Source organism: Clostridium sp. D5, from assembly GCF_000190355.1.
Classification (GTDB): Bacteria; Bacillota; Clostridia; order Lachnospirales; family Lachnospiraceae; genus Faecalicatena; species Faecalicatena fissicatena_A.
Genome location: NZ_GL870809.1, coordinates 446,741 through 467,276, shown reverse-complemented (window position 1 = coordinate 467,276; position 20,536 = coordinate 446,741). Strand labels below are relative to the sequence as shown.

The 20,536-nt window shown below is 46.9% G+C and carries 12 protein-coding genes and 1 pseudogene; 3 read left to right on the top strand and 10 right to left on the bottom strand.

The features are described 5' to 3' along the window. Positions 1-294: 294 nt before the first annotated feature. The 7 genes and pseudogenes from HMPREF0240_RS01915 to HMPREF0240_RS01885 all read right to left on the bottom strand — a co-directional run bounded on the left by HMPREF0240_RS01915 (position 295) and on the right by HMPREF0240_RS01885 (position 10,973). A complete protein-coding gene (locus HMPREF0240_RS01915) occupies positions 295-2,820 on the bottom strand; it encodes a heavy metal translocating P-type ATPase (protein WP_009001773.1) in 2,526 nt (841 codons plus the stop codon). A 10-nt stretch (positions 2,821-2,830) separates the two neighbouring features. Then, a pseudogene (locus tag HMPREF0240_RS23275) lies at positions 2,831-3,121 on the bottom strand (metal-sensing transcriptional repressor); the annotation flags it as partial. A 208-nt stretch (positions 3,122-3,329) separates the two neighbouring features. Next, positions 3,330-4,616: a hypothetical protein gene (locus HMPREF0240_RS01905; RefSeq protein ID WP_009001771.1), complete on the bottom strand. Its 1,287-nt coding sequence runs from the start codon at positions 4,614-4,616 to the stop codon at positions 3,330-3,332. A 63-nt stretch (positions 4,617-4,679) separates the two neighbouring features. After that, the gene (locus tag HMPREF0240_RS01900; RefSeq protein WP_009001770.1) at positions 4,680-5,843 is read right to left on the bottom strand and encodes a malic enzyme-like NAD(P)-binding protein; all 1,164 of its coding nucleotides are present in this window, start codon (positions 5,841-5,843) and stop codon (positions 4,680-4,682) included. 37 nt (positions 5,844-5,880) lie between these two features. Then, the gene (locus tag HMPREF0240_RS01895; RefSeq protein ID WP_009001769.1) at positions 5,881-7,329 is read right to left on the bottom strand and encodes an aspartate ammonia-lyase; all 1,449 of its coding nucleotides are present in this window, start codon (positions 7,327-7,329) and stop codon (positions 5,881-5,883) included. Positions 7,330-7,657: 328 nt separating this feature from the next. Continuing rightward, positions 7,658-9,478 (bottom strand): CocE/NonD family hydrolase, encoded by a 1,821-nt coding sequence (locus HMPREF0240_RS01890; protein WP_009001767.1) that lies wholly within the window; start codon positions 9,476-9,478, stop codon positions 7,658-7,660. 106 nt (positions 9,479-9,584) lie between these two features. After that, positions 9,585-10,973, bottom strand: a complete 1,389-nt coding sequence (locus tag HMPREF0240_RS01885; RefSeq protein WP_009001766.1) for an APC family permease — start codon at positions 10,971-10,973, stop codon at positions 9,585-9,587. A 167-nt stretch (positions 10,974-11,140) separates the two neighbouring features. Between HMPREF0240_RS01885 and HMPREF0240_RS01880 the strand changes: the two genes are divergently transcribed. Then, the gene (locus tag HMPREF0240_RS01880) at positions 11,141-11,866 is read left to right on the top strand and encodes a Crp/Fnr family transcriptional regulator (protein ID WP_035312251.1); all 726 of its coding nucleotides are present in this window, start codon (positions 11,141-11,143) and stop codon (positions 11,864-11,866) included. 117 nt (positions 11,867-11,983) lie between these two features. Further along, positions 11,984-13,828: a CocE/NonD family hydrolase gene (locus HMPREF0240_RS01875; protein ID WP_009001764.1), complete on the top strand. Its 1,845-nt coding sequence runs from the start codon at positions 11,984-11,986 to the stop codon at positions 13,826-13,828. 261 nt (positions 13,829-14,089) lie between these two features. Here HMPREF0240_RS01875 and HMPREF0240_RS01870 read toward each other — a convergent pair whose 3' ends face one another. The 3 genes from HMPREF0240_RS01870 to HMPREF0240_RS01860 form a co-directional block, all read right to left on the bottom strand. Further along, positions 14,090-16,204, bottom strand: a complete 2,115-nt coding sequence (locus HMPREF0240_RS01870) for a glutamine synthetase III (RefSeq protein ID WP_009001763.1) — start codon at positions 16,202-16,204, stop codon at positions 14,090-14,092. Between the two features lie 221 nt (positions 16,205-16,425). After that, positions 16,426-17,292 (bottom strand): class II fructose-1,6-bisphosphate aldolase, encoded by an 867-nt coding sequence (fba, locus tag HMPREF0240_RS01865; protein WP_035312250.1) that lies wholly within the window; start codon positions 17,290-17,292, stop codon positions 16,426-16,428. Positions 17,293-17,542: 250 nt separating this feature from the next. Beyond that, positions 17,543-19,591: an FAD-dependent oxidoreductase gene (locus HMPREF0240_RS01860; protein WP_035312249.1), complete on the bottom strand. Its 2,049-nt coding sequence runs from the start codon at positions 19,589-19,591 to the stop codon at positions 17,543-17,545. 274 nt (positions 19,592-19,865) lie between these two features. Here HMPREF0240_RS01860 and HMPREF0240_RS01855 point away from each other — a divergent pair, with 274 nt between their 5' ends. Then, entirely contained in the window at positions 19,866-20,450 is a 585-nt protein-coding gene (locus HMPREF0240_RS01855) for a TetR/AcrR family transcriptional regulator (RefSeq protein ID WP_009001760.1), read from the top strand. Positions 20,451-20,536: the final 86 nt, after the last annotated feature.

The window sequence follows — 20,536 nt, the reverse complement described above, 5'->3', positions numbered from 1 at the left end:
GAGGAAATCCGCGAAATCAGTCAGAAAAAAAGCTGCTTCCGAAGCAGCTTTTTAGAACGCCTGAGGCGTTTAATCATCAGATTAAACGGTGAATGCGTTCGGTTCTGACTGATTTTGCGGATTTCCTCTTACTGCCGCTTAGCGCAGCGGCTGTATTTCCAACAGGACAGGTGCTTTTCACAGTCCGTCCCGGCTCACGGTAAGCGCCCCCGCCTAAATAGACCACGTATATTAAATGCCTACTGCATTTTCCTGTTCTACAGGCGCTTTTTCAGGCGATACGCGAAAAATTTGTTACTTGATTTCCAGCACTTTATAGTCCTGGTCTTCCACTGCCTTTTTCAACTCATCTTCCGGGATTTCTGCATTTAAAGTTACAACTGCCGTTCCTTCCTCATGGTTGACTGCAGCCTCATCTACCTGTGCAAGTGCCTCCAGGCTCTTCTTTACTCTGGCCTCACAGTGTCCGCACATCATACCTTCAATTATCATAGTTTTTTGCATCGTTGTTTCCTCCTCTTTCTTTTTCACTTTTAATTTTTTGTCCTTTGCTGCATTATACATTTTAAATAAGTTAAGCCTGAGTGCATTTGTTACTACACAGAAGCTGGACAGACTCATTGCGGCTGCGCCGAACATGGGGTTTAATTTCCATCCGAGCAGAGGGAACCAGACACCGGCTGCCAGCGGAATTCCGATGACATTGTAGATAAATGCCCAGAACAAATTCTCATGGATGTTCCTGAGAGTGGCCCTGCTTAACCGGATTGCAGCCGGCACGTCACTCAGGCGGCTTTTCATCAGGACTACGTCTGCCGCATCGATTGCAATATCCGTACCTGCGCCAATCGCAATTCCGATATCCGCCCTGGTCAGTGCGGGAGCATCATTGATTCCATCTCCTACCATGGCGACTCTGCCCTTACGCTTCAGTGAGCGGATCACGCTTTCCTTACCGTCCGGCAGTACGCCTGCGATTACCTCATCTACTCCGGCCTGACGCCCTATGGCCTTTGCCGTCCGCTCATTATCACCGGTCAGCATTACCACATGAATCCCCATATTCTGTAATTCCTGGACGGCCCGGGGACTGTCTTCCTTAATAACGTCCGCTACTGCAATGATGCCAATAAGCTTATTGCTGCGGCTGAAAAATAGCGGTGTCTTTCCGTCTTCGGCCAGCTGTTCCGCCTTCTTTCTCATTGTTTCCGGGACTTCAGTGTTTTCACTGATAAACTTTAAGTTGCCTCCAGTCAGGATATCTCCGTTTATTCTGCCGGAAAGGCCATTACCGGGGAGCGCCCTGAAGTCAGTAATTTCCTGGACATTTTGTATGTCCCGCTCCTCTGCCAGCATAAGAACCGCCCGAGCCAGCGGGTGTTCACTTTTTTTCTCCAGCCCATAGGCCATGGCGAGAAGTTCTTCTTCTTTCACGCCCTCTGCAGGCAGCATATCTGTAACTCTGGGCTCACCGCTTGTTATTGTCCCGGTTTTATCAAGAGCCACGATCTGCATCTTCCCTGTCTCCTCAAGTGAAACAGCTGTCTTGAACATAATCCCATGCTTTGCTCCCATACCGTTGCCTACCATAATCGCAACCGGTGTCGCCAGCCCCAGCGCACATGGACAACTAATGACCAGTACGGAGATTCCTCTTGCAAGAGCGAAACCAATGGTCTGCCCTGCAAACAGCCATACCAGAATTGTCAATGCTGCAATCACAATAACCACCGGCACAAATACGCCGGATACCCGGTCTGCAACCTTGGCTATGGGCGCCTTGGTTGCCGCCGCGTCGCTGACCATCTGAATAATCTGGGAAAGTGTGGTATCTTCACCGACCCTGGTCGCCTCGCACTTGATAAAACCAGAGTGGTTCAGCGTTGCCGCCGATACCGGATCCCCTGCTGCCTTGTCTATGGGAATACTTTCTCCGGTCAGTGCAGACTCATTTACCGCACTGCTTCCTTCTATAATAATACCATCCACCGGTATGTTTTCTCCGGGTCTTACTACGAATATATCGCCTTTTACTACCTGATCGATGGAAACTACTGTTTCCGCCCCCTGGCGCAGGACCGTTGCTGTCTTTGGCGCCAGTTTCATCAGGCTCTTGAGCGCATCTGTCGTCCTGCCTTTGGACCGCGCCTCCAGCATTTTACCCACTGTAATCAAGGCCAGAATCATTGCCGCAGATTCGAAATAAAACTCATGCATGTAATTCATGACCCCAGCCATATCCCCGTGCATCTGTGCATCTGTCATTGCAAATAATGCATAGGTACTGTAAACATATGAGGCCCCTGCGCCAAGTGCCACCAGTGTATCCATGTTCGGTGCCCGATGCCAGAGGCTTCTGAAGCCACTGACAAAAAACTTCTGGTTAACCACCATAATTGCCGTTGTAAACAACAGCTGAATCAGCCCCATCGCCACATGATTTCCATCCAAAACTGCCGGAACAGGCCAGTTCCACATCATATGTCCCATCGAAACGTACATCAGCGGAACCAAAAGACAGAGTGAAGCGATCAGCCTCTTCTTTAATATCGGGGTTTCCCTGTCTTTTAAAAGTTCATTATCCGCCGAAGCCTTAGCTGAAGCGCCCGATTTATCGACGGAAGCTTTAGGGGCCGCTTCGTAGCCTGCCTCTTCCACTGCAGCAATTATATCAGAAGCTGCCGCAGCGCCTTCTACTCCCATAGAATTTGTCAGCAGGCTGACCGAACAGGACGTAACACCCGGAACTTTGGCGACCGCCTTTTCCACACGGGCACTGCAGGCTGCACAGCTCATTCCTGTTACTGAATATTGTTCCATCTTCTGCCTCCTATCTCATTAATTTCTGCAAAGTTACAACCAGCTCGTCTATCGTCTCTTCTTTCCCTGCCCTGATGTCATCCGCCACGCAGGTTCTGATATGATTCGCAAGAAGAACTTTATTGAAACTGTTCAGTGCGGCATTTACTGCCGACACCTGTATTAGAATGTCTGTACAGTAAGTATCGCTCTCCACCATTCTTTTTATACCACGGATCTGCCCCTCAATCCTGTTCAGACGATTTACGAGATCCTTGAACTCCTTCTCAGAACGTTCTTTTGTCTTGTGGCAGCATTCCTTTTTTCTCCTCCATCCTTATCACCTCTTTCCAAGGATATTATATACCCCTTACGGGTATATTGCAAGAAGAAAATTGATTGGAAGGAGTGAGCCCTACACGGATTGGTACGGACTTCGTCAGAGATGACAAGTTGCTGCTAATCCGTTTCTCCCCCCTATTTCCCGCGCAGCTATTCCCCCTTAGCGCCCACATCCCCATCACCACACATCACACAAATATCACCATGATACTCACAATAAGTATGGATACCGCATTGGATATGAGCATGGTCCCAATCCCCAGTACCGGTCCTATCTGGCTTTTTATGTACCCTTTTTCTGCCTCAGTCTCTGCCCCTGCCGCTGCGTTTACTGTCAACATATCATTAACGGGAAATCCCATCATGCAGTTCACTGTTAGCGCAATCCCACGTTCGGGACGGAATCCGCATATTTTCGCTCCCGCGGTTCCGCAGAGTATCAGCACCGCAGTTGATACTGCAAACACCAGAAGTATGGGCGGAAGGAATCCTAATAATGTCTGCCAGGGGTATTTCGCCATAGTATTTGCCATCAATCCCATCAGCCCCAGCAATAGAAGGCCGTAAGAATCGGACTTAAACAGCGGAGCCTTATCTATGACCCCAATACTGCCAAGAAAGAAACCGAATAACAGTGCTGTGATATTGGGATTCAGGTTCAGGCCGGATAGTATGGTGCTGTGGAGCAGATTGTTTATAACGGTTACTATCATAATGATTCCCAGATAATACGCTGTATTTTTATACTTTAACGGTATTCTGCCACAGAAGGGTTTTCTCCTTTGCGTTCCCGGCCCGCCGTCTCTGCCTGTACCAGACATGGGCATTCCGCCAGTACGGACAGGTATACCCGCGCCTGTCACGTCCGGGAAATTATTGCAGGAAACTTCTTCATTCTCAGCTGCAGCCCCCGGATTATTTGCTCTGAATTCTGCAAGCAGCGCTTTCCCTTCCCTTTTAAGCGCCCATGTAACCACCGGCACGCTGAACAAGCCCTGGAACATGAATATCAGCCATGGAAACACAGAGAGCCCTGGATTCTTGTCCAGCACCCACCTGGATGCAATCGCACAGGAGGCACCGCCTCCTATTACGGATCCCGGTGCGAGGAATGCCAGTCCTTTTCCCAGCACCGGCACCAGTCCGAATCCAACGGTCAATACAAGTATCAGAGATGCTATTATGCAGAGAAGGGATTCTTTCTTAGTTGTTTTAAGCAATTTAAAATTAATCATCGTACCAGAATGTATGACCAGTACATTAAATGCAATGGTACCTACCGCTATCATATTTGCAGACAGCATCATGTCTGTGGGAAGGATACCTGTTCCAAATCCAGCTGCAAATAATAACCCATAAATAAGCGGCATCGGAATCATAGATTTCAGTTTTGCCGCTATTGTCAACGAGACAAACGCTATTAGGAGAAATACCAGAAAGCTTCTGTCAAATGCCCATGTATAATCAGTCCCCATAAAAAAATCACCGTCCTTTATCTTTCTATAGGAAAGTATAAGGGAACGGTGAAAATTTTACTGTCAGAAAACTGACACATGAGCACATTTTGCTACTTCTTCTGCCACTTTGACCGCCACTCGTTTATCAAACGGGGATGGAATGATATAATCCGGTTTCAGTTCTTCTTCCGTTACCAGAGATGCAATTGCCCGCGCAGCTGCCAGCTTCATGTCATAGGTGATGTCTCTGGCCCCGGCATCAAGCGCCCCCCGGAACAGCCCAGGGAAGGCAAGTACATTGTTTATCTGATTTGGGTAATCCGAACGTCCGGTTCCCATTACCTTTACCCCTGCTTCCACGGCGTCCTCGTATGTAATCTCCGGTGTCGGATTTGCCATAGCGAACACTACCGGCTCTGCTGCCATAGTACTTACCATCTCTTTTGTCAGGATGTTCCCAGCAGAAACCCCCACAAAAACATCCGCCCCCTTAATCGCATCCCTAAGTGTTCCGGTAATTCTTTCAGGATTTGTGAGCCTCGCCAGCTCCAGCTTATGTCCCACTGCAAAGGGGCATCCCTCTGCCAGAATCCCGTCCAGATCGCAGATTGTCATATGCTTTACACCTGCATGCAGCATCATTCTTGCAATGGCAGTTCCTGCACTGCCCGGCCCGTTAAGCACAACTTTGATGTCTTCTATTTTTTTATGGACTACTTTAAGCGCATTCATCAACGCCGCTGTAGTTACAATGGCGGTGCCGTGCTGGTCGTCATGAAATACCGGAATATCCAGCTCTTTTTCCAGCCTCTGCTCAATCTCAAAACATTTTGGAGAACAGATATCCTCCAGATTGATGCCGCCAAAACCAGGGGCAATACGTTTCACTGTTTCAATAATTTCTTCCGTATCCTTTGTATCCAGACATATGGGAAATGCATCCACACCGCCGAATTCCTTGAACAGTACTGCCTTCCCCTCCATAACCGGCATCGCCGCTTTGGGGCCGATGTCCCCAAGACCAAGCACTGCGGTACCGTCCGTCACAACGGCAACCAAATTGCCTTTCGCCGTATAGCAGTATGCCTTTTCTTCTTCCTTATAGATTTCCATGCATGGGCTGGCTACACCGGGCGTATAGGCGGTACTTAGATCCTTCCTTGTTTTAAGCGGGACTTTACTGCACACCTCTATTTTCCCGTGAAATTTTTCATGCATCTCCAAAGCTTCTTTTCCATAATCCATAACTGACACCTCTTTCTTATTTACTGCACATTTATGATTACATCTGTTTTTTAAGCATGAGCTCTTTTCCCGATATACCTGGCTCTGTCATATTCTTCACATCCAGGATTTCATCCAGCTCTGACTCATTGAGCAATCCTTCATCCAGGATTAGTTTTCTGACCGGCACACCACTCCTGATCGCTGTTTTTGCCAGAGATGCTGACTTCGCATAGCCCACATGCGGGCAGAGGGCCGTCACAATTCCCACGCTGTTATCTACAAGTTCTTTGCAGCGGTCCTTATTTGCCGTAATTCCGGCCACGCAATTATCAACAAAAGTCTCCACCGCATATGCCAGCGTATCAATGGACTGGAACAGGCAGTAGAACACAATCGGTTCAAAGGCATTCAGCTCCAGCTGCCCTGCTTCCGCAGCCATCGTAATCGTAACATCATTCCCGATAATATTAAAGGCAACCTGATTCACCACTTCCGGAATAACCGGATTTACCTTGCCGGGCATAATGGAGGAGCCATTCTGCTTTGCCGGCAGGTTGATTTCCCCAAAACCGCACCTCGGTCCCGAGGACATCAGCCTGAAGTCATTTGCAATCTTGGAAAGTGTCACAGCACACGCTTTCACAGCCCCTGATACAGCAACAAACGGATCCAGATTCTGGGTGGCATCAATCAGATCATAAGCCTGCACAAATTCCATGTCACAGATCTGCGCCAGATTCGGAACAATCCGCCTCAAATATGCTTCATCCGCATTGATACCGGTACCAATCGCAGTTCCTCCCAGATTCAGAGTCCGCATTTCCTCCTGCGCCTTTTCCATCCGGTTTATATCCCGCTGTATAGCCACTGAATACGCCTTGAACTCCTGCCCAAGCCTGATCGGGACCGCATCCTGCATTTGCGTCCTGCCCATTTTAATAATAGAGTCAAATTCCTCACCTTTATCACAAAAAGCTTTATGTAAACGCTCCAATTCCTTCTTCGCATTTTTCAGCAGCTTCAAAGAAGTCATCTTCCCAGCAGTAGGTATCACATCATTGGTAGACTGTCCGCAGTTCACATGGTCATTCGGATGCACGATAGAATAGTCGCCCTTCTGACCGCCCAGTATCTCAATAGCCCTGTTCGCAATCACCTCGTTGGCATTCATATTAATAGAAGTCCCTGCGCCCCCCTGGATCGGATCTACAATAAACGCCTCATGCAGCTTCCCCGCCAGAATCTCATCACAAGCCTTCACAATAGCCTCCGCAATATGCTTATCCAAAAGACCAACCTCACAATTAGTCATTGCTGCAGCCTTCTTAATCTGCGCCAGGCTGTTAATAACCTCCGGATGCATAGACAGCCCCGTAATCCTGAAATTTTCCGCAGCCCGCAAAGACTGGACCCCATAATAAACCCCTTCCGGAATCTCCTTAGATCCAATAGAATCCTTCTCCGTCCTACACTCCAACCCATCTACATTCTTCGTCATAACCATAACCTAAGACCTCCTAACAATAACTTCCATTTATAAGACACATTATAAGTCTCAATCCGCCCATAATCAAAGACAGATATTCATATACTACATATAACCATTCACTTATATTTACCCGCATCCCTGCTGCAAATGCATCATCACCAGTGGCAGATGTACGAAGCCGTCCCCGCATCAGACATAAAAAACTCCCTTTTACCCAGGGTCTCCTAAGGTAAATGGATCCCATGTACCGCCAGGATGCACCAGTTTTACAGAATCGAGGCAGGAAGCTTGCGGATGCACCGCAAGACCCCTGCCTCGATTCCACAAAGCGTCCCCTAACCGGCTATTCGTTTATCTCAATCTCATCCCAGTTCTCATAAGCCTGCACCCATTGTTCCGGATCTGTATAAGGAATTACCGGAAGCAGCAGATAAGAAGGATGATTATTATCCCTGTATATCTTATAAGCAGTCGTGGTATTTGACGGTATAACATTCATATTTCCAACCTTGCCCGTCCAGCTCTCTGTATGGCACGCATTTGGGCACTGGCTTGAGATTTCCAGCTCCAGTGAGTGGCCGGCCGGAATAATCATAGAGGTCGGATTCATCTCAATCACATATTCACGGATTTCTCCCGGAGTAACAGGAACAGACACGCTGTTGTCATGTACCGGTGCGCCGATTGTTGACTTCTCTTCATCCAGCGGATGAGAAGCTTTCAATGCCCCGTAGCGCAGCAGAGGCATTCTTGTACCGTCCGGCAGTATATCAAACAGGCTGCATACAAAATTTGCATCCTCTGCATCAATCGATGCCCACAGATGAAGCTCCATTGGACCTGTGATTTCCCTGTCCTGTGGAAAGCGTGACGATTTATAGACAATCTTGTTCACTTCTGTAGAAACAGACGGCGGTAAATGTGTAAATCCATCCGGCGGCAGATCTTTATCCGGCTCTTTGTCCCAGCGCAGGCGATTAAATGAACGCAGATACATCTTTTGCCATTGTGTTCTCTTAAGCGGCCATTCATTCTCATAACGGGTACCCCCGTTGATAATGCAGAACTTATAGGGAGGCTCATCCATTATTCCCGTATCCACGCCTTTCATCCAGTGATCATACCATCTCAGGCACTCTTCATTTAATGCACGGTACGGCAGCTCCAGCCCATCATATCCCTCCAGTACGCCCAAGCGTTTTGGCACTTGTAGTCTGTCGTCACTCATTGCCGAAAAGATAGGTGCACTCCACCTTCCAATAGGTGACCATGCACAGTGCAGGTATACCGGCACTTTTACTTTATCATACATCTGGTTTGCAGAACGCTGTTTCCAGTATTCATCATCTAGCGGATGAAGCAGATAATCCAGGTAGAAAGTATGATATGTCGGAGGCCATGTTGTCAGGATCTTTGTAAAATATGAATTTACCGCAATATCCGGATCCCTCAGGCGCTCTTTCATCATCTCTTTCACCTTTTCTTCCCCGTACATCTTCAGTGACCACGGAAGCGGATTATTGGACGGGCAAAGTTCCCAGTAAATACTCATGTAAGTGGACGGAACACCGCCATAATATCCGTGCTGATAGTAATCATCAACAAAAGAACACGGCATAATGCATTTCAGATGAGGAGGCTGCTGAGCGGCTGCAAGTATCTGGCATATACCAAAATAAGAATATCCGATCATGCCTACATTGCTGTCACACCATTCCTGATCAGCTGCCCATTCAATCGTATCATAAATGTCCAGGTGCTCCTGCGGGTTATATACACCGTAGAATTCCCCTTCGCTCTTACCGATTCCTCTCGGATCCGGAATAATATATGCATATCCTCTCTTAACAAAATACTCTATGTCACCGGCTTCCAGACTATGGTCAAACAACAGAGATTCCGGCGGAATCGCACCTCTTTTGATACCCTGCATCTCTTTACTGTATGCTGACCAGCTCACAAGGGCCGGCACCGGGCCGGCTCCTTCAGGAAGGTATACATCTGCGCAGAGGCGCACACCGTCCCTCATCGTCATCCATACGTCCCCATGGTACTCCACTTCATACATGGCCCTCGATAATTTGTCAAGATTCTTCACATAACGTTTATCCCAATAATTTGGAATAACATCAATCCCCAAAACTTCTGTTATCTTTTTCTTCATAGTAATTCGTACCTCCTTTTCATGTATATATCGTATCAAAAAATGGTGTATACCGTTGTCACGTACACACCATTTTTTTAATTTTGTATGTCATCTTACAAGACAATCAACTGGCCGTGCCGCCCTCGATCTCTGCTTTTGCCTGCTTTTCCATTTTATGCCATGGTTCGTATGGTTCTTTCATCTTTGCAAAAATATCGTAGCCTTTTTTATCCAGAACATATTTCCGGCGTATCATTGTATAAATAATAGCACAGATATAGAAGATAACCATTGTAATCCAGTTCTTAGAGGACATCTGGAACAGTACATAGCTTCCAAGCAGTACACACATAACACCCGCTGCAGCAGTCAGCAGACAGTTTAAGATATGAGGTGTCCGGATATAAGCATTTTTATATGCATTGGGGAACTTTCTTGGCAGCATGAAAATACTGAAGAAAGTAATCGGCAGCAATAATAGGCCAGGAATTGTCGTAATCTTTACGACATCGTCAAGGTTAAATCCTGAAACGATTGCCGCAATAGCGATCACGGAGTTTACCCAAAGCGAAAAGGCTGGAGCGCCATGTTTGTTAGACTCACAGATTTTACTCGGGAACAGGCCGTCTCTTGCTGCTGCGAAGTTAATCCGTGAGAACATCATCATAGCGGAGTTGATACTTGTCACAACTGCTAGGAGTGCGCCGCCAGCCACAAAGAACATCAGCATTCCGGGGCCCATGAATTCTCCTGCAACCTGTGCCAGGTTGTCAATCTCGTAAAAATTAGGCATAACGCCTACTGTTACATATGCAACTGCTGCATAGATAACTGCTGTTGCCAGTGTACTGACAAGGTATGCGACCGGCACGTTCTTGCCAGGATTCTCGATTTCCTCTGCTGAGTAGTAAAGTACATTCGCACCAATCAGGCTGCCGTGCATAATTCCCATGGCTGCCCAGAGTGCTCCGAGCTGGAATGTTGTAGAAATCACTTCTCCCAGAGATACGACTGCTGCTCCCCATCCGCCAAAGATATAGACACCTAATGCAACAAGCAGAACTGCTACACAGACATTCTGTACCGTGGATGAAAACTTGATGCCAAAACAAGAAATAATTGTAAAAATTATGATGCAGGCGACTGCTGCTGCTTTCTCGGGGCATGCCGGAACCAGCATGCAAAAGTATGTAGAAAACGTTAATGCCATGGTTGCGATCTTCATAACACCTACCACCAATTCGTTAAATGCATCCCACGCACCCATAACCGGATGGACCAGTCTTGTCAGGTACATGTAGGAGCCGCCGTTAGCAGGTAATGCTGAAACCAGTAACATCTCGGGGATACTGCGGAGAAATACAAACAGCGCCGCACAGATGAAACCGATAACAATCCCATTACCTCCAATAATCTTAATGGCAATAGGTGTTGTGGCAAATACGCTGGCACCTATGATACTTCCGATACCCATTAAGATACAGGACAACAAATTCATTTTCTGTTTTTTCATCTACCTACCTCTTTTCTTTCTGTTTATTTTAGTTAACTATACCTAATTTCTGACTCTCAAAGTGTCAGGCATGTGACATTTCCCTAATTTTGAGTTGTTTATTCCATTTTTTTGTGCAATATGTTAAACTCCTAGTAGCACATAATAAAGAAAGGACTGCAGGTAATATGGACAAAGCAACCAAACTCCAAGACTTAAGCAAAGAAGAACAAGCGATTTTTCAGTCATTGAAAGCAACCGCACTGTTTGAAAATATCCCTGTCAAACAGCTTATTGAACTTTCCACGCACTGTCGGGTCGTCCATAAGAAAAAAGGTGCAACAATTTACAGAAAAGATGAGTCATCCAATCACTTATACATTATTAAATCCGGCTACATAATGGAATCCGTATTTTACGGAACCAGCGCAGATATTATTGTAAAGGTGAGGAGCGACGGCGAATATTTCGGAGAGATGGGCATGCTGACAAATGAACCCTATCCCAATACAGCGCTGACTCTGGAGGATTGTCAGTTAATCTCTATTCCCAAAAATTATTTTTTAGAAGCAGTCTGGAACAATCCCTGTGTATGCAAAGTTATCATTCATGAACTGATCGACCGCCTGCTGAATTCCGCACAGCACATGGTCAACGCCATGTACCTGGATGCCCCGGGGCGGCTTGCCTCTACCATTGTCAACCTGACCACAAACAGCAAACAGAAAAGCATGAATATCCGCATCACCCAGAGTGCGCTTGCCTTTTCCTCAGGAATGGCCAGGCAGACAGCGGCCAAAATATTAAGCGACTGGAGAAAAGAAGGAATCATATCCACAGAACGCGGAAAACTGTCCGTACTGGATTTCAACAAACTCCTGGATATTATTCTTAATAGTGAGATTGGGGATTAGGGGCAGGCAGCGGCCCCGTCATTTTTGTCAGATTTTTCTTTTTGTGTCACATTATAGACAGACAGATGCTTTTTTGGGGATTATACTTACCTTATCAAAAACATAGGAGGTACGATTATGAACCAAGAAGAATTTTACGGGCAGACAGGTCTGGAAAAGGTTCCGGTTTATTGGGACAGACGATATACTAAGAACCTCGACAAGCTTTCAAAGCCTATTTACAATGTTAAACTGGAAGAAGATGTGGAAGTTTATTTAAGAGACGGAACGAAGACTTATGTTGATATTTATCATCCGGCAGAGCTGGAGGCGGCTCCTTCTCTGATTGCATACTCTGCTTATGGAAAGAAGATGCAGAGGATGCGCCACGGTGCACTTCCGGGTGCATCCAACTATTTCGACCACAGCCTGGAAGCGGGCGATATTGATTTTTTTGTGGAAAGAGGCTATACATTTATCATCCCTGACGGACGCGGTATCGGAAGAAGTGAGGGGGAATACCTTGGTGTTTATAACCCGCAGGAGCAGGAAGATGTCTATGACTATGTTGAGTGGGCAGGAACGGACTGCCAGTGGAGTACGGAAAAGGTTGCCCTGCTTGGATATTCCTATTTTGGTATTATCCAAGCATTGGCTGCCGCTCTTCAGCCGCCTCACCTGGTATGTATTATGCCGCTGAGCTATACGGATGACTACTATCAGCACGGCTATTACGGCGGTGTCGCTGATACATACATGAATATGTATTGGGAACTCTGCCCATCCAATAATCCAACTACCTGGACAAGCAAAATGATGTCCGGGGACGAGATGAAGAACCTGATTGAAGAGGTACAAAAAGATCCTGATATTGCCATTAACACATACTTTAACAAGATGTTTAATGTATGGCCTCCAAAATATCACACCTTCTATCTTGACTATCTGCTTCATCCGCAGGAAGATGATTTCTGGCGCCCCCGTTCTATGAAATATAAATATGACCAGATTAAAGTCCCTGTATATTTCAAATGCGGCTGGGCTCCGCAGGGCCGCTGGTCAGCTCCGGTATTCAACGCCATGAATTCAAAAGAACTGAATGTATACAAGCGCTGCGGCGTTATGGAAGGCTATAACGGAATGGAACTGCCTTACCGCTTTATGAATGAGGAAATGCTGCGCTGGTATGATTACTGGATGAAAGGCATTGACACAGGTATCGTGGATGAGCCTCCGATGAAACTGAATATTCTGGGGCGGGGATACCGTTATGAATACGAATATCCACTGGCAAGAACAAACTGGAAGAAATTATATCTTCATACATTCGGCAACCTGCGGTGGGAGCCTGTTGTGGAAGGCAATCTGCCTCCAGACAGCTTTACGCACAGGCCGCCTCACATCACAACCGAGGTGGAAACCCTTGTTTACCGCACAGACCGTTTCAGCCGGCCAACGGAATTCACAGGGCCAATCGAACTCCATCTCTGGGCTTCTATCGACAGTGATAATGCTAACTTTATTACCAAACTATGGCAGATTACACCAGGCGGAACAAGAATGCCTGTATGCCGCACGGGTTCCTTAAAGGCATGTTATCCGCTTGATGAGGAAAAGAGCGAAATCGGACGCCCGGCCCATGATTATACAAAAAAAGTCCCTGTTGTACCCGGAGAAATCAAGGAATACGTGATTGAAATTAACCCAATCGGAATGGTCTTTGCACCTGGCTCTGCTATTGAGCTTGAAGTAAAAGCTATGGATAACTTCTACGAGCAAAAAGGGGCATGGCAGGCCAAGATGGATCACCTTGGTCCAATCCCAAGTGCAACTACCATCAATTACAAGATTTACAGAGATAAAGATTATCCCTCCTATATCCTTATGCCATACATCCCCGAAACGCCAGGTGAACTGTGGCTGCAGCCAGTATGTGACGATGATATCGTCATCGGGGGAAGCGGACGGGGCAACACACACTAATCTCTTCCCCATCAATTTCTTCTCTTAAACAAGGGGCTGTCGGGAAACAGACACTTCTAAATAGGTGAGGCTGTGACTCGTACGAGTCACAGCCTCACCCAAACTTTTCCAAAAAGAAAAAAGATGGCTAATGACAACCATCTCTTTCCCCATTACATGCTATAATTCACATTATAAATCCGGATCTATTCATAATCATAGACATATCTTGTGATATAGTCTTTTCCGCCAGTATGACAGACGTTGTATTTTTAATGTATTTTATACCTCAAATATCAAATCACCATAAGAAGGCATCGGCCATACTTCTTTGTCTACAATCATTTCCAGTGCATCCACCGGTGTACGCAGATTTTCCATAGCCGGGAATACATCTGTATGATAGAAGTTCGCCTGCACAGCTCCCTCTTCCTTCTCTGCCGCTTCATTTGTCACTTTTATCAGGGTTTTCAGAGCAGTTTTCGTTTCTATCAGCAGCCCTGACACTTCATGAAGCAGTTCACTCTGCACGGAGGAATCTGCTCCGGCAGCTTTTACTGCAATAATTGTATCCGCAAGCGTTTTTGTATAATTCATAATTGCCGGTATAATCTGTTTGCTCGCCATGTCGATCATTGTACGTGCTTCAATGTTGATTGCCTTTGCATAGGATTCATACTGAATCTCCGCACGTGACTCCAGCTCCGCCTTTGTAAAGACACTGAACTTTTCGAACAATGCCACTGCCTTATCGGTCGTCATTGCCGGAATCGCTTCAACCATAGATTTTATATTCGGAAGTCCACGCCTTTCTGCTTCCGCTACCCATGCCTCTGAATATCCGTCTCCGTTGAATACAATTTTCTGGTTTTCTGTAGCATATTCTTTGATCAGGTCGTGTACCGCCTTATCAAAATCATCGGATTTTTCAAGCACGTCACATGCCTCTGAAAATGCCTCTGCAACGATCGTATTCAGTACAATATTCGGAGCCGCTACAGAATCACGTGCACCTACCATACGGAATTCGAATTTATTTCCTGTAAATGCAAAAGGAGAAGTCCGGTTCCGGTCGGTTGCATCCTTAGCCAGATCCGGCAGGGTCTTCACACCGGTCTCCAGTTTTCCGCCCTTGAGACTGTGTGTCGCCTCACCTGTGCTGATCAGCTGCTCAAGCACATCCTCCAGCTGTTCACCGAGGAAAACGGATATAATAGCCGGCGGCGCTTCATTGGCTCCCAGTCTGTGATCATTTCCGGGATCTGCCGCAGATTCACGAAGCAGATCTGCATGTCTGTTGACAGCCTTCAGAATACAGGTCAGCACCATCAGGAACTGTGTATTCTCATGCGGTGTCTTGCCCGGTTCCAGCATATTGATCCCGTCGTCTGTAGTTAAGGACCAGTTATCATGCTTGCCGGATCCATTTACACCTGCAAACGGCTTCTCGTGAAGCAGGCACTTCATACCATGCTGACATGCAACCCTTTTAAGCGTCTGCATAACCAGATGGTTGTGATCCACTGCGATATTTGCCTCTGCATAGATCGGGGCCAGCTCATGCTGTGCCGGTGCCACCTCGTTATGCTGTGTTTTTGCCGACACGCCTACCTTCCAAAGTTCTTCATTCACATCTTTCATAAATGAGGCGATTCTCTGACGGATCGTACCAAAATAATGGTCATCCAACTCCTGGCCTTTCGGAGGCATTGCACCAAACAAAGTTCTTCCTGTATAAATTAGATCCTTCCTCTGCCTGAACTTCTGCGCATCCACCAGAAAATATTCCTGCTCCGGACCAACAGAAGGTGTCACCTTTTTGGAAGTCGTATTTCCGAACAGGCGGAGCATCCGGAGTGACTGTTTGCTGACAGCTTCCATTGAACGAAGGAGCGGAGTCTTCTGATCCAGCGCCTCTCCTTTATAGGAACAGAACGCGGTTGGAATACAGAGCGTGGCACCTGCGGCATCCTGTCTTACAAAAGCCGGTGAAGTACAATCCCATGCGGTATAGCCCCTCGCTTCGAAAGTGGCCCGAAGTCCACCTGACGGAAATGAAGATGCATCCGGCTCTCCTTTGATCAGCTCTTTTCCGGAAAAGCTCATCAGCACTTTACCGCTCGGCAGCGGAGCTGAGATGAAAGAGTCATGCTTTTCTGCGGTCACACCTGTCAGAGGCTGGAACCAGTGTGTATAATGTGTGGCGCCCTTCTCGATCGCCCATTCCTTCATCTCATGTGCGATGACGTCGGCCGTCTCCAGATCCAGCTCCGATCCTTCCTCAATCGTTTTTTTCAGGTTTTTGTAGATCTTTTTCGGCAAACGTTCCTGCATTACAGTATCATTAAACACGTTTTCCCCAAAAATCTCTGCAACATTGACTAGTTCTGCACTCATAATTCCTTCCTTTCTTTTCGCTTCTCAAAATTTGTAGAACCGGGCTGCCTCGCGAATCCCCGTTTTAATCTTTTTATCTTATGGGCCTTCTATACTGCATATGTACAACATTCCCATAAAGTAAAAGGGCACTCCAAGTTATCTTGGAACGCCCTTGTTCGTATCTACGTCTGTCAGTATACCTCAATCGTCCAAAAAAGGCAAGTAAAAATTTTTAATTTTTATTCAGCTTTTCCGACTGATCCGAATAATTCCATCTTTTCTTTCACGGTCTCCTGGATTGCGTCTGCGCCTGGTTTTAATAGCTTACGCGGGTCAAATCCTTTTCCTTCCAGATCTTTTCCAGCCTCGATATATTTGCGTGTAGCTGCTGCAAATGATAACTGGCATTCTGTGTTTACATTGATCTTTGCAACGCCCAGATCAATCGCTTTTTTGATCATATCTTCCGGAATGCCTGTACCGCCGTGAAGTACCAGAGGCATGTCCCCTGTCAGCTTCTGGATTGCATCCAGAGTCTCGAAGCTCAGCCCTTCCCAGTTATCCGGGTATTTTCCATGGATATTGCCGATTCCTGCTGCCAGGAAGTCAATTCCAAGGTCTGCAACCATCTTGCATTCCTGAGGATCTGCACACTCGCCTTTACCGATAACGCCGTCTTCCTCGCCGCCGATAGAGCCGACCTCTGCTTCCAGAGACATTCCATGCTCACTTACAATCTTTACAAGTTCTTTTGTCTTTGCTACATTTTCTTCGATCGGATAGTGGGAACCGTCAAACATGATAGAAGAAAATCCTGCTTCTACACACTTCAGGCATCCCTCATAGCTGCCGTGATCCAGGTGGAGAGCTACCGGTACAGTAATGTTGAGTTCTTCCATCATTCCATTCACCATACCCACGACTGTCTTGTATCCTGTCATATACTTTCCGGCACCTTCTGATACACCTAAAATTACCGGAGAGTTGCACTCCTGGGCTGCAGTCAAAACTGCTTTTGTCCATTCCAGGTTGTTAATGTTAAACTGTCCTACTGCATAATGGCCTGCTTTTGCCTTCTGAAGCATTTCTTTTGCTGATACTAACATATAATCCTCCTCCACTTCTATGACTCGCCGGATAGAAACCGGTGAGCATGTTTGTTATCAAATCTTTTTACATTATAGCTTATCGTCGTGGAAAAGACAATCCATAAATGATAGAAATCGGTGGGGGACAGACCGGGGCGGTGGATTTTTTCTGGCTGTGTGTTGAGGATTGATATGGCAGGTGGTTAAGACTGCGCTCACGAGGCTAAAGCTCGTGAGCTGCATTTTGTTTTGGGTTTATCTAATGGTGTTATAAGGTCATTGCTGTTTCGTAGGCTGCCCAGATGGCGTCCATTACGTTTGTGGGCTGTCTTGCATCGCCTATTAGGTGGACATTTTCTGCTTTTATTTTTTCGTATAGTGATTGATCCGGGGTGTAGCCGACGGATACTACGATATGGTCGGCGGGGATCTGGTGTTTTACTTTCGTTCCCTGCGGACCGAGGGCGAACATGCGGGCTGCACGGTTTGCTGTGTTTGGATAGTTTTTGATGGTCTCTTGTACTGTGGCTGTGCCGTCTTTGTAGCTTTCTACTACTGCATTTTTTATTACTTTGACTTTGTAGTAATCCAGGAGTTCCATTAACATGTTGTAGTTTGCGGCTGCGAGGCCGAAAGCGTTCAGGATTGTTTCTGCCATTTCTATGATTATTACGGTTTTGCCTTCGCGGGCAAGCATGTAGGCTATCTCACAGCCGGTTAGGCCGCCGCCTATTATGATAACGTTTTTGCCTTTTATGTCTGTGTTTCTCAGGGTGTCGATGGCATAGGTTACATTTGCTGCGTCGAATCCCGGTGTGGTCAGTTTTCTTTCTGATGCTCCTGTGGCCGCGAATATCTCGTCATATCCAGTGGTCATTTCTGCTGTTACTTCGGTGTTCATATGTACGTTGACGGGGAGGTCTTTCATCTGTTTTTTGTACCATTTCAGAAGGTTTTTGTCGTCATCTTTGAAGTCCGGGGTTGCGGCGGCTACAAAGACGCCTCCGAGTTCTCCTGTTTTCTCGAACAGATCTACTTCATGTCCGCGCAGGGCACAGACTCTGGCTGCTTCCATGCCGCCCAGTCCGCCGCCGATTACGAGGACTTTTTTCTTCTTCTGGGCCGGTTGTATTTCATAGCTTTTTTCTCTTCCGCATGCCGGGTTGACGGCACAGCTGATGTCCTTGCCCTGGAAGATTCTGCCCAGACAGCCCTGATGACAGGATATACAGGGACGTACATCGTCCAGACGCCCCTCGTAGAACTTGGTGCCCAGCTCCGGGTCTGCCAGGAGCGGGCGTCCCATTCCCATAATGTCGATCCGGCCCTCGGCAATTGCTTTTTCGGCAAGCTCCGGATCATCAAAACGGCCCGCACAGACAACGGGAATGTTTACCGCTTTTTTAACTGCTGCCACATCCTGCAGATTGCAGGCCTTGGGCATGTACACCGGAGGGTGCGGCCAGAACCAGGAATCATAGCTTCCGTTGTCGCAGTTCAGCATATCATATCCATATTCCTCCAGTAGTTTGGCAACGGTTACGCCTTCCTCCAGATCGCGGCCCTTTTCTTCAAATTCCTCACCCGGGAGCGCTCCGCGGTTGAAGTCTTTTACATAGCTGCGCACGCTGTAGCGCACGGACACCGGAAAATCTTTCCCGCATTTTTCTTTGATGGCTTCCACAATTTCCTTTGGAAATCTCAGACGGTTCTCCAGACATCCGCCGTACTCGTCTGTACGTTTGTTGTAGAATCCGATTGCAAACTGATCCAGAAGATATCCCTCGTGGACTGCATGGATTTCAACGCCGTCACCGCCCGCCTGCTTTACAAGATATGCCGCCTGGGCAAAATTCTCAACGTATTTGTGAATCTCCTCTTTTGAGATTCCTCTGTTCTTTATAGCGGGGTCCCACACATTCTGTATTGGCGCTGGGGCGGGGAGCATCTTCCAGTCCGTCTCACTTTCAATATGTGCGGCTCTGCCCGTCATAGCCGTCAGCTGAACAAATACTTTGGAACCATACTTATGGACCCCGTCCGTGAGATACTTCATGGCAGATACATATTCATCAGGAAAATTAACCGGGTTTCTCGCCGGAATCGGAATAATCGGCACCAGTCCCGTAACAATCAGGCCGGTTCCCCCTTTTGCACGTTCAATATAATAGTCTGCGCCGTCTTTTGTGTAAGCTCCCGTTTTCTGATTCATCAGGCGCGGTGAGAATACCCCCATCGGCATCATGGCAATACGGTTTGGCACCTCTGTGTTCCCAACCTTGACCGGCGAAAATAAATGTTTGTACTTTGTAGACATAGACAACTCCTTTCAGCTTTCCAACATGTTCTGTTAAAATTATAACACTGAATCGAATCTGTATCTATTGGCACAGAATACAATTCGCCGAATTATATTTTGTTAAATATGCCTATAATATTCCGATACCTTGTCAAACAGGGAATAATCATGGTATGCTAAAAAAACAGTATTGCCCGGAGTATCGGCGTCAGTACTGCGTAATATCACTTTGAAAATGAATTAAATTTATAATAGACATGACATCCGTCAGGACGGATTAGGGGGGGATTTTATGAAACCACAGACAAACCGCCAGAAACAGGCAATAGCAACCAAGCAGAATATCTTTTCGTGTGCCGTATCTCTGTTCGCAGAAAAATCTTACGAAAATGTAACGGTTCAGGATATCTGCGACAAGGCAGAAGTATCCGTAGGCGCTTTTTATCATCATTTTAAAAGCAAAGAAAACATACTGGACGAGGGCTACCGCCTGTTTGACCAGCAGTCCGAAGAGGCCTGGAAAAAAGGGCATCCCGAATCACCGCTGGAAGCCATTCATTTTCTCATCTCGGGGCAGGCCCGCTCTATGGAGGACATGGGAGCCAGAGCCGCACTCCAATATTTCAAACATCAGCTTTCCAGCAGTGAAAAATATATCCTGAACCCGGAACGCTTCTTCTACCAGACAATCTATCAGGCCGTCCTGGAAGAGACTGCCGCCGGTTCACTCCAGGGAGATCCCGCTGCAATCACAGAAGATATCCTGGGTATTACCAGAGGCATGATCTACGACTGGTGTCTCCACGAGGGGGAATACCCACTTTCTGAGCGTTCAAGCCGCGCACTAGATATGATCCTCAGCTATTACAATAAATAAAAGAAAAAAAGCAATCAGCCTTTTCCATTCATATTTTGGGCAAGCAAAGATTCTTTGACAATATAATTTGCCTTTTTTGTTCCCTT

Excerpts from the sequence above, each read along its gene's own strand:
- HMPREF0240_RS01915 (WP_009001773.1), bottom strand. The coding sequence starts at position 2,820 with ATGGAACAATATTCAGTAACAGGAATGAGCTGTGCAGCCTGCAGTGCC.
- HMPREF0240_RS01905 (WP_009001771.1), bottom strand. The coding sequence starts at position 4,616 with ATGGGGACTGATTATACATGGGCATTTGACAGAAGCTTTCTGGTATTT.
- HMPREF0240_RS01900 (WP_009001770.1), bottom strand. The coding sequence starts at position 5,843 with ATGGATTATGGAAAAGAAGCTTTGGAGATGCATGAAAAATTTCACGGG.
- HMPREF0240_RS01895 (WP_009001769.1), bottom strand. The coding sequence starts at position 7,329 with ATGGTTATGACGAAGAATGTAGATGGGTTGGAGTGTAGGACGGAGAAG.
- HMPREF0240_RS01890 (WP_009001767.1), bottom strand. The coding sequence starts at position 9,478 with ATGAAGAAAAAGATAACAGAAGTTTTGGGGATTGATGTTATTCCAAAT.
- HMPREF0240_RS01885 (WP_009001766.1), bottom strand. The coding sequence starts at position 10,973 with ATGAAAAAACAGAAAATGAATTTGTTGTCCTGTATCTTAATGGGTATC.
- HMPREF0240_RS01880 (WP_035312251.1), top strand. The coding sequence starts at position 11,141 with ATGGACAAAGCAACCAAACTCCAAGACTTAAGCAAAGAAGAACAAGCG.
- HMPREF0240_RS01875 (WP_009001764.1), top strand. The coding sequence starts at position 11,984 with ATGAACCAAGAAGAATTTTACGGGCAGACAGGTCTGGAAAAGGTTCCG.
- HMPREF0240_RS01870 (WP_009001763.1), bottom strand. The coding sequence starts at position 16,204 with ATGAGTGCAGAACTAGTCAATGTTGCAGAGATTTTTGGGGAAAACGTG.
- fba (WP_035312250.1), bottom strand. The coding sequence starts at position 17,292 with ATGTTAGTATCAGCAAAAGAAATGCTTCAGAAGGCAAAAGCAGGCCAT.
- HMPREF0240_RS01860 (WP_035312249.1), bottom strand. The coding sequence starts at position 19,591 with ATGTCTACAAAGTACAAACATTTATTTTCGCCGGTCAAGGTTGGGAAC.
- HMPREF0240_RS01855 (WP_009001760.1), top strand. The coding sequence starts at position 19,866 with ATGAAACCACAGACAAACCGCCAGAAACAGGCAATAGCAACCAAGCAG.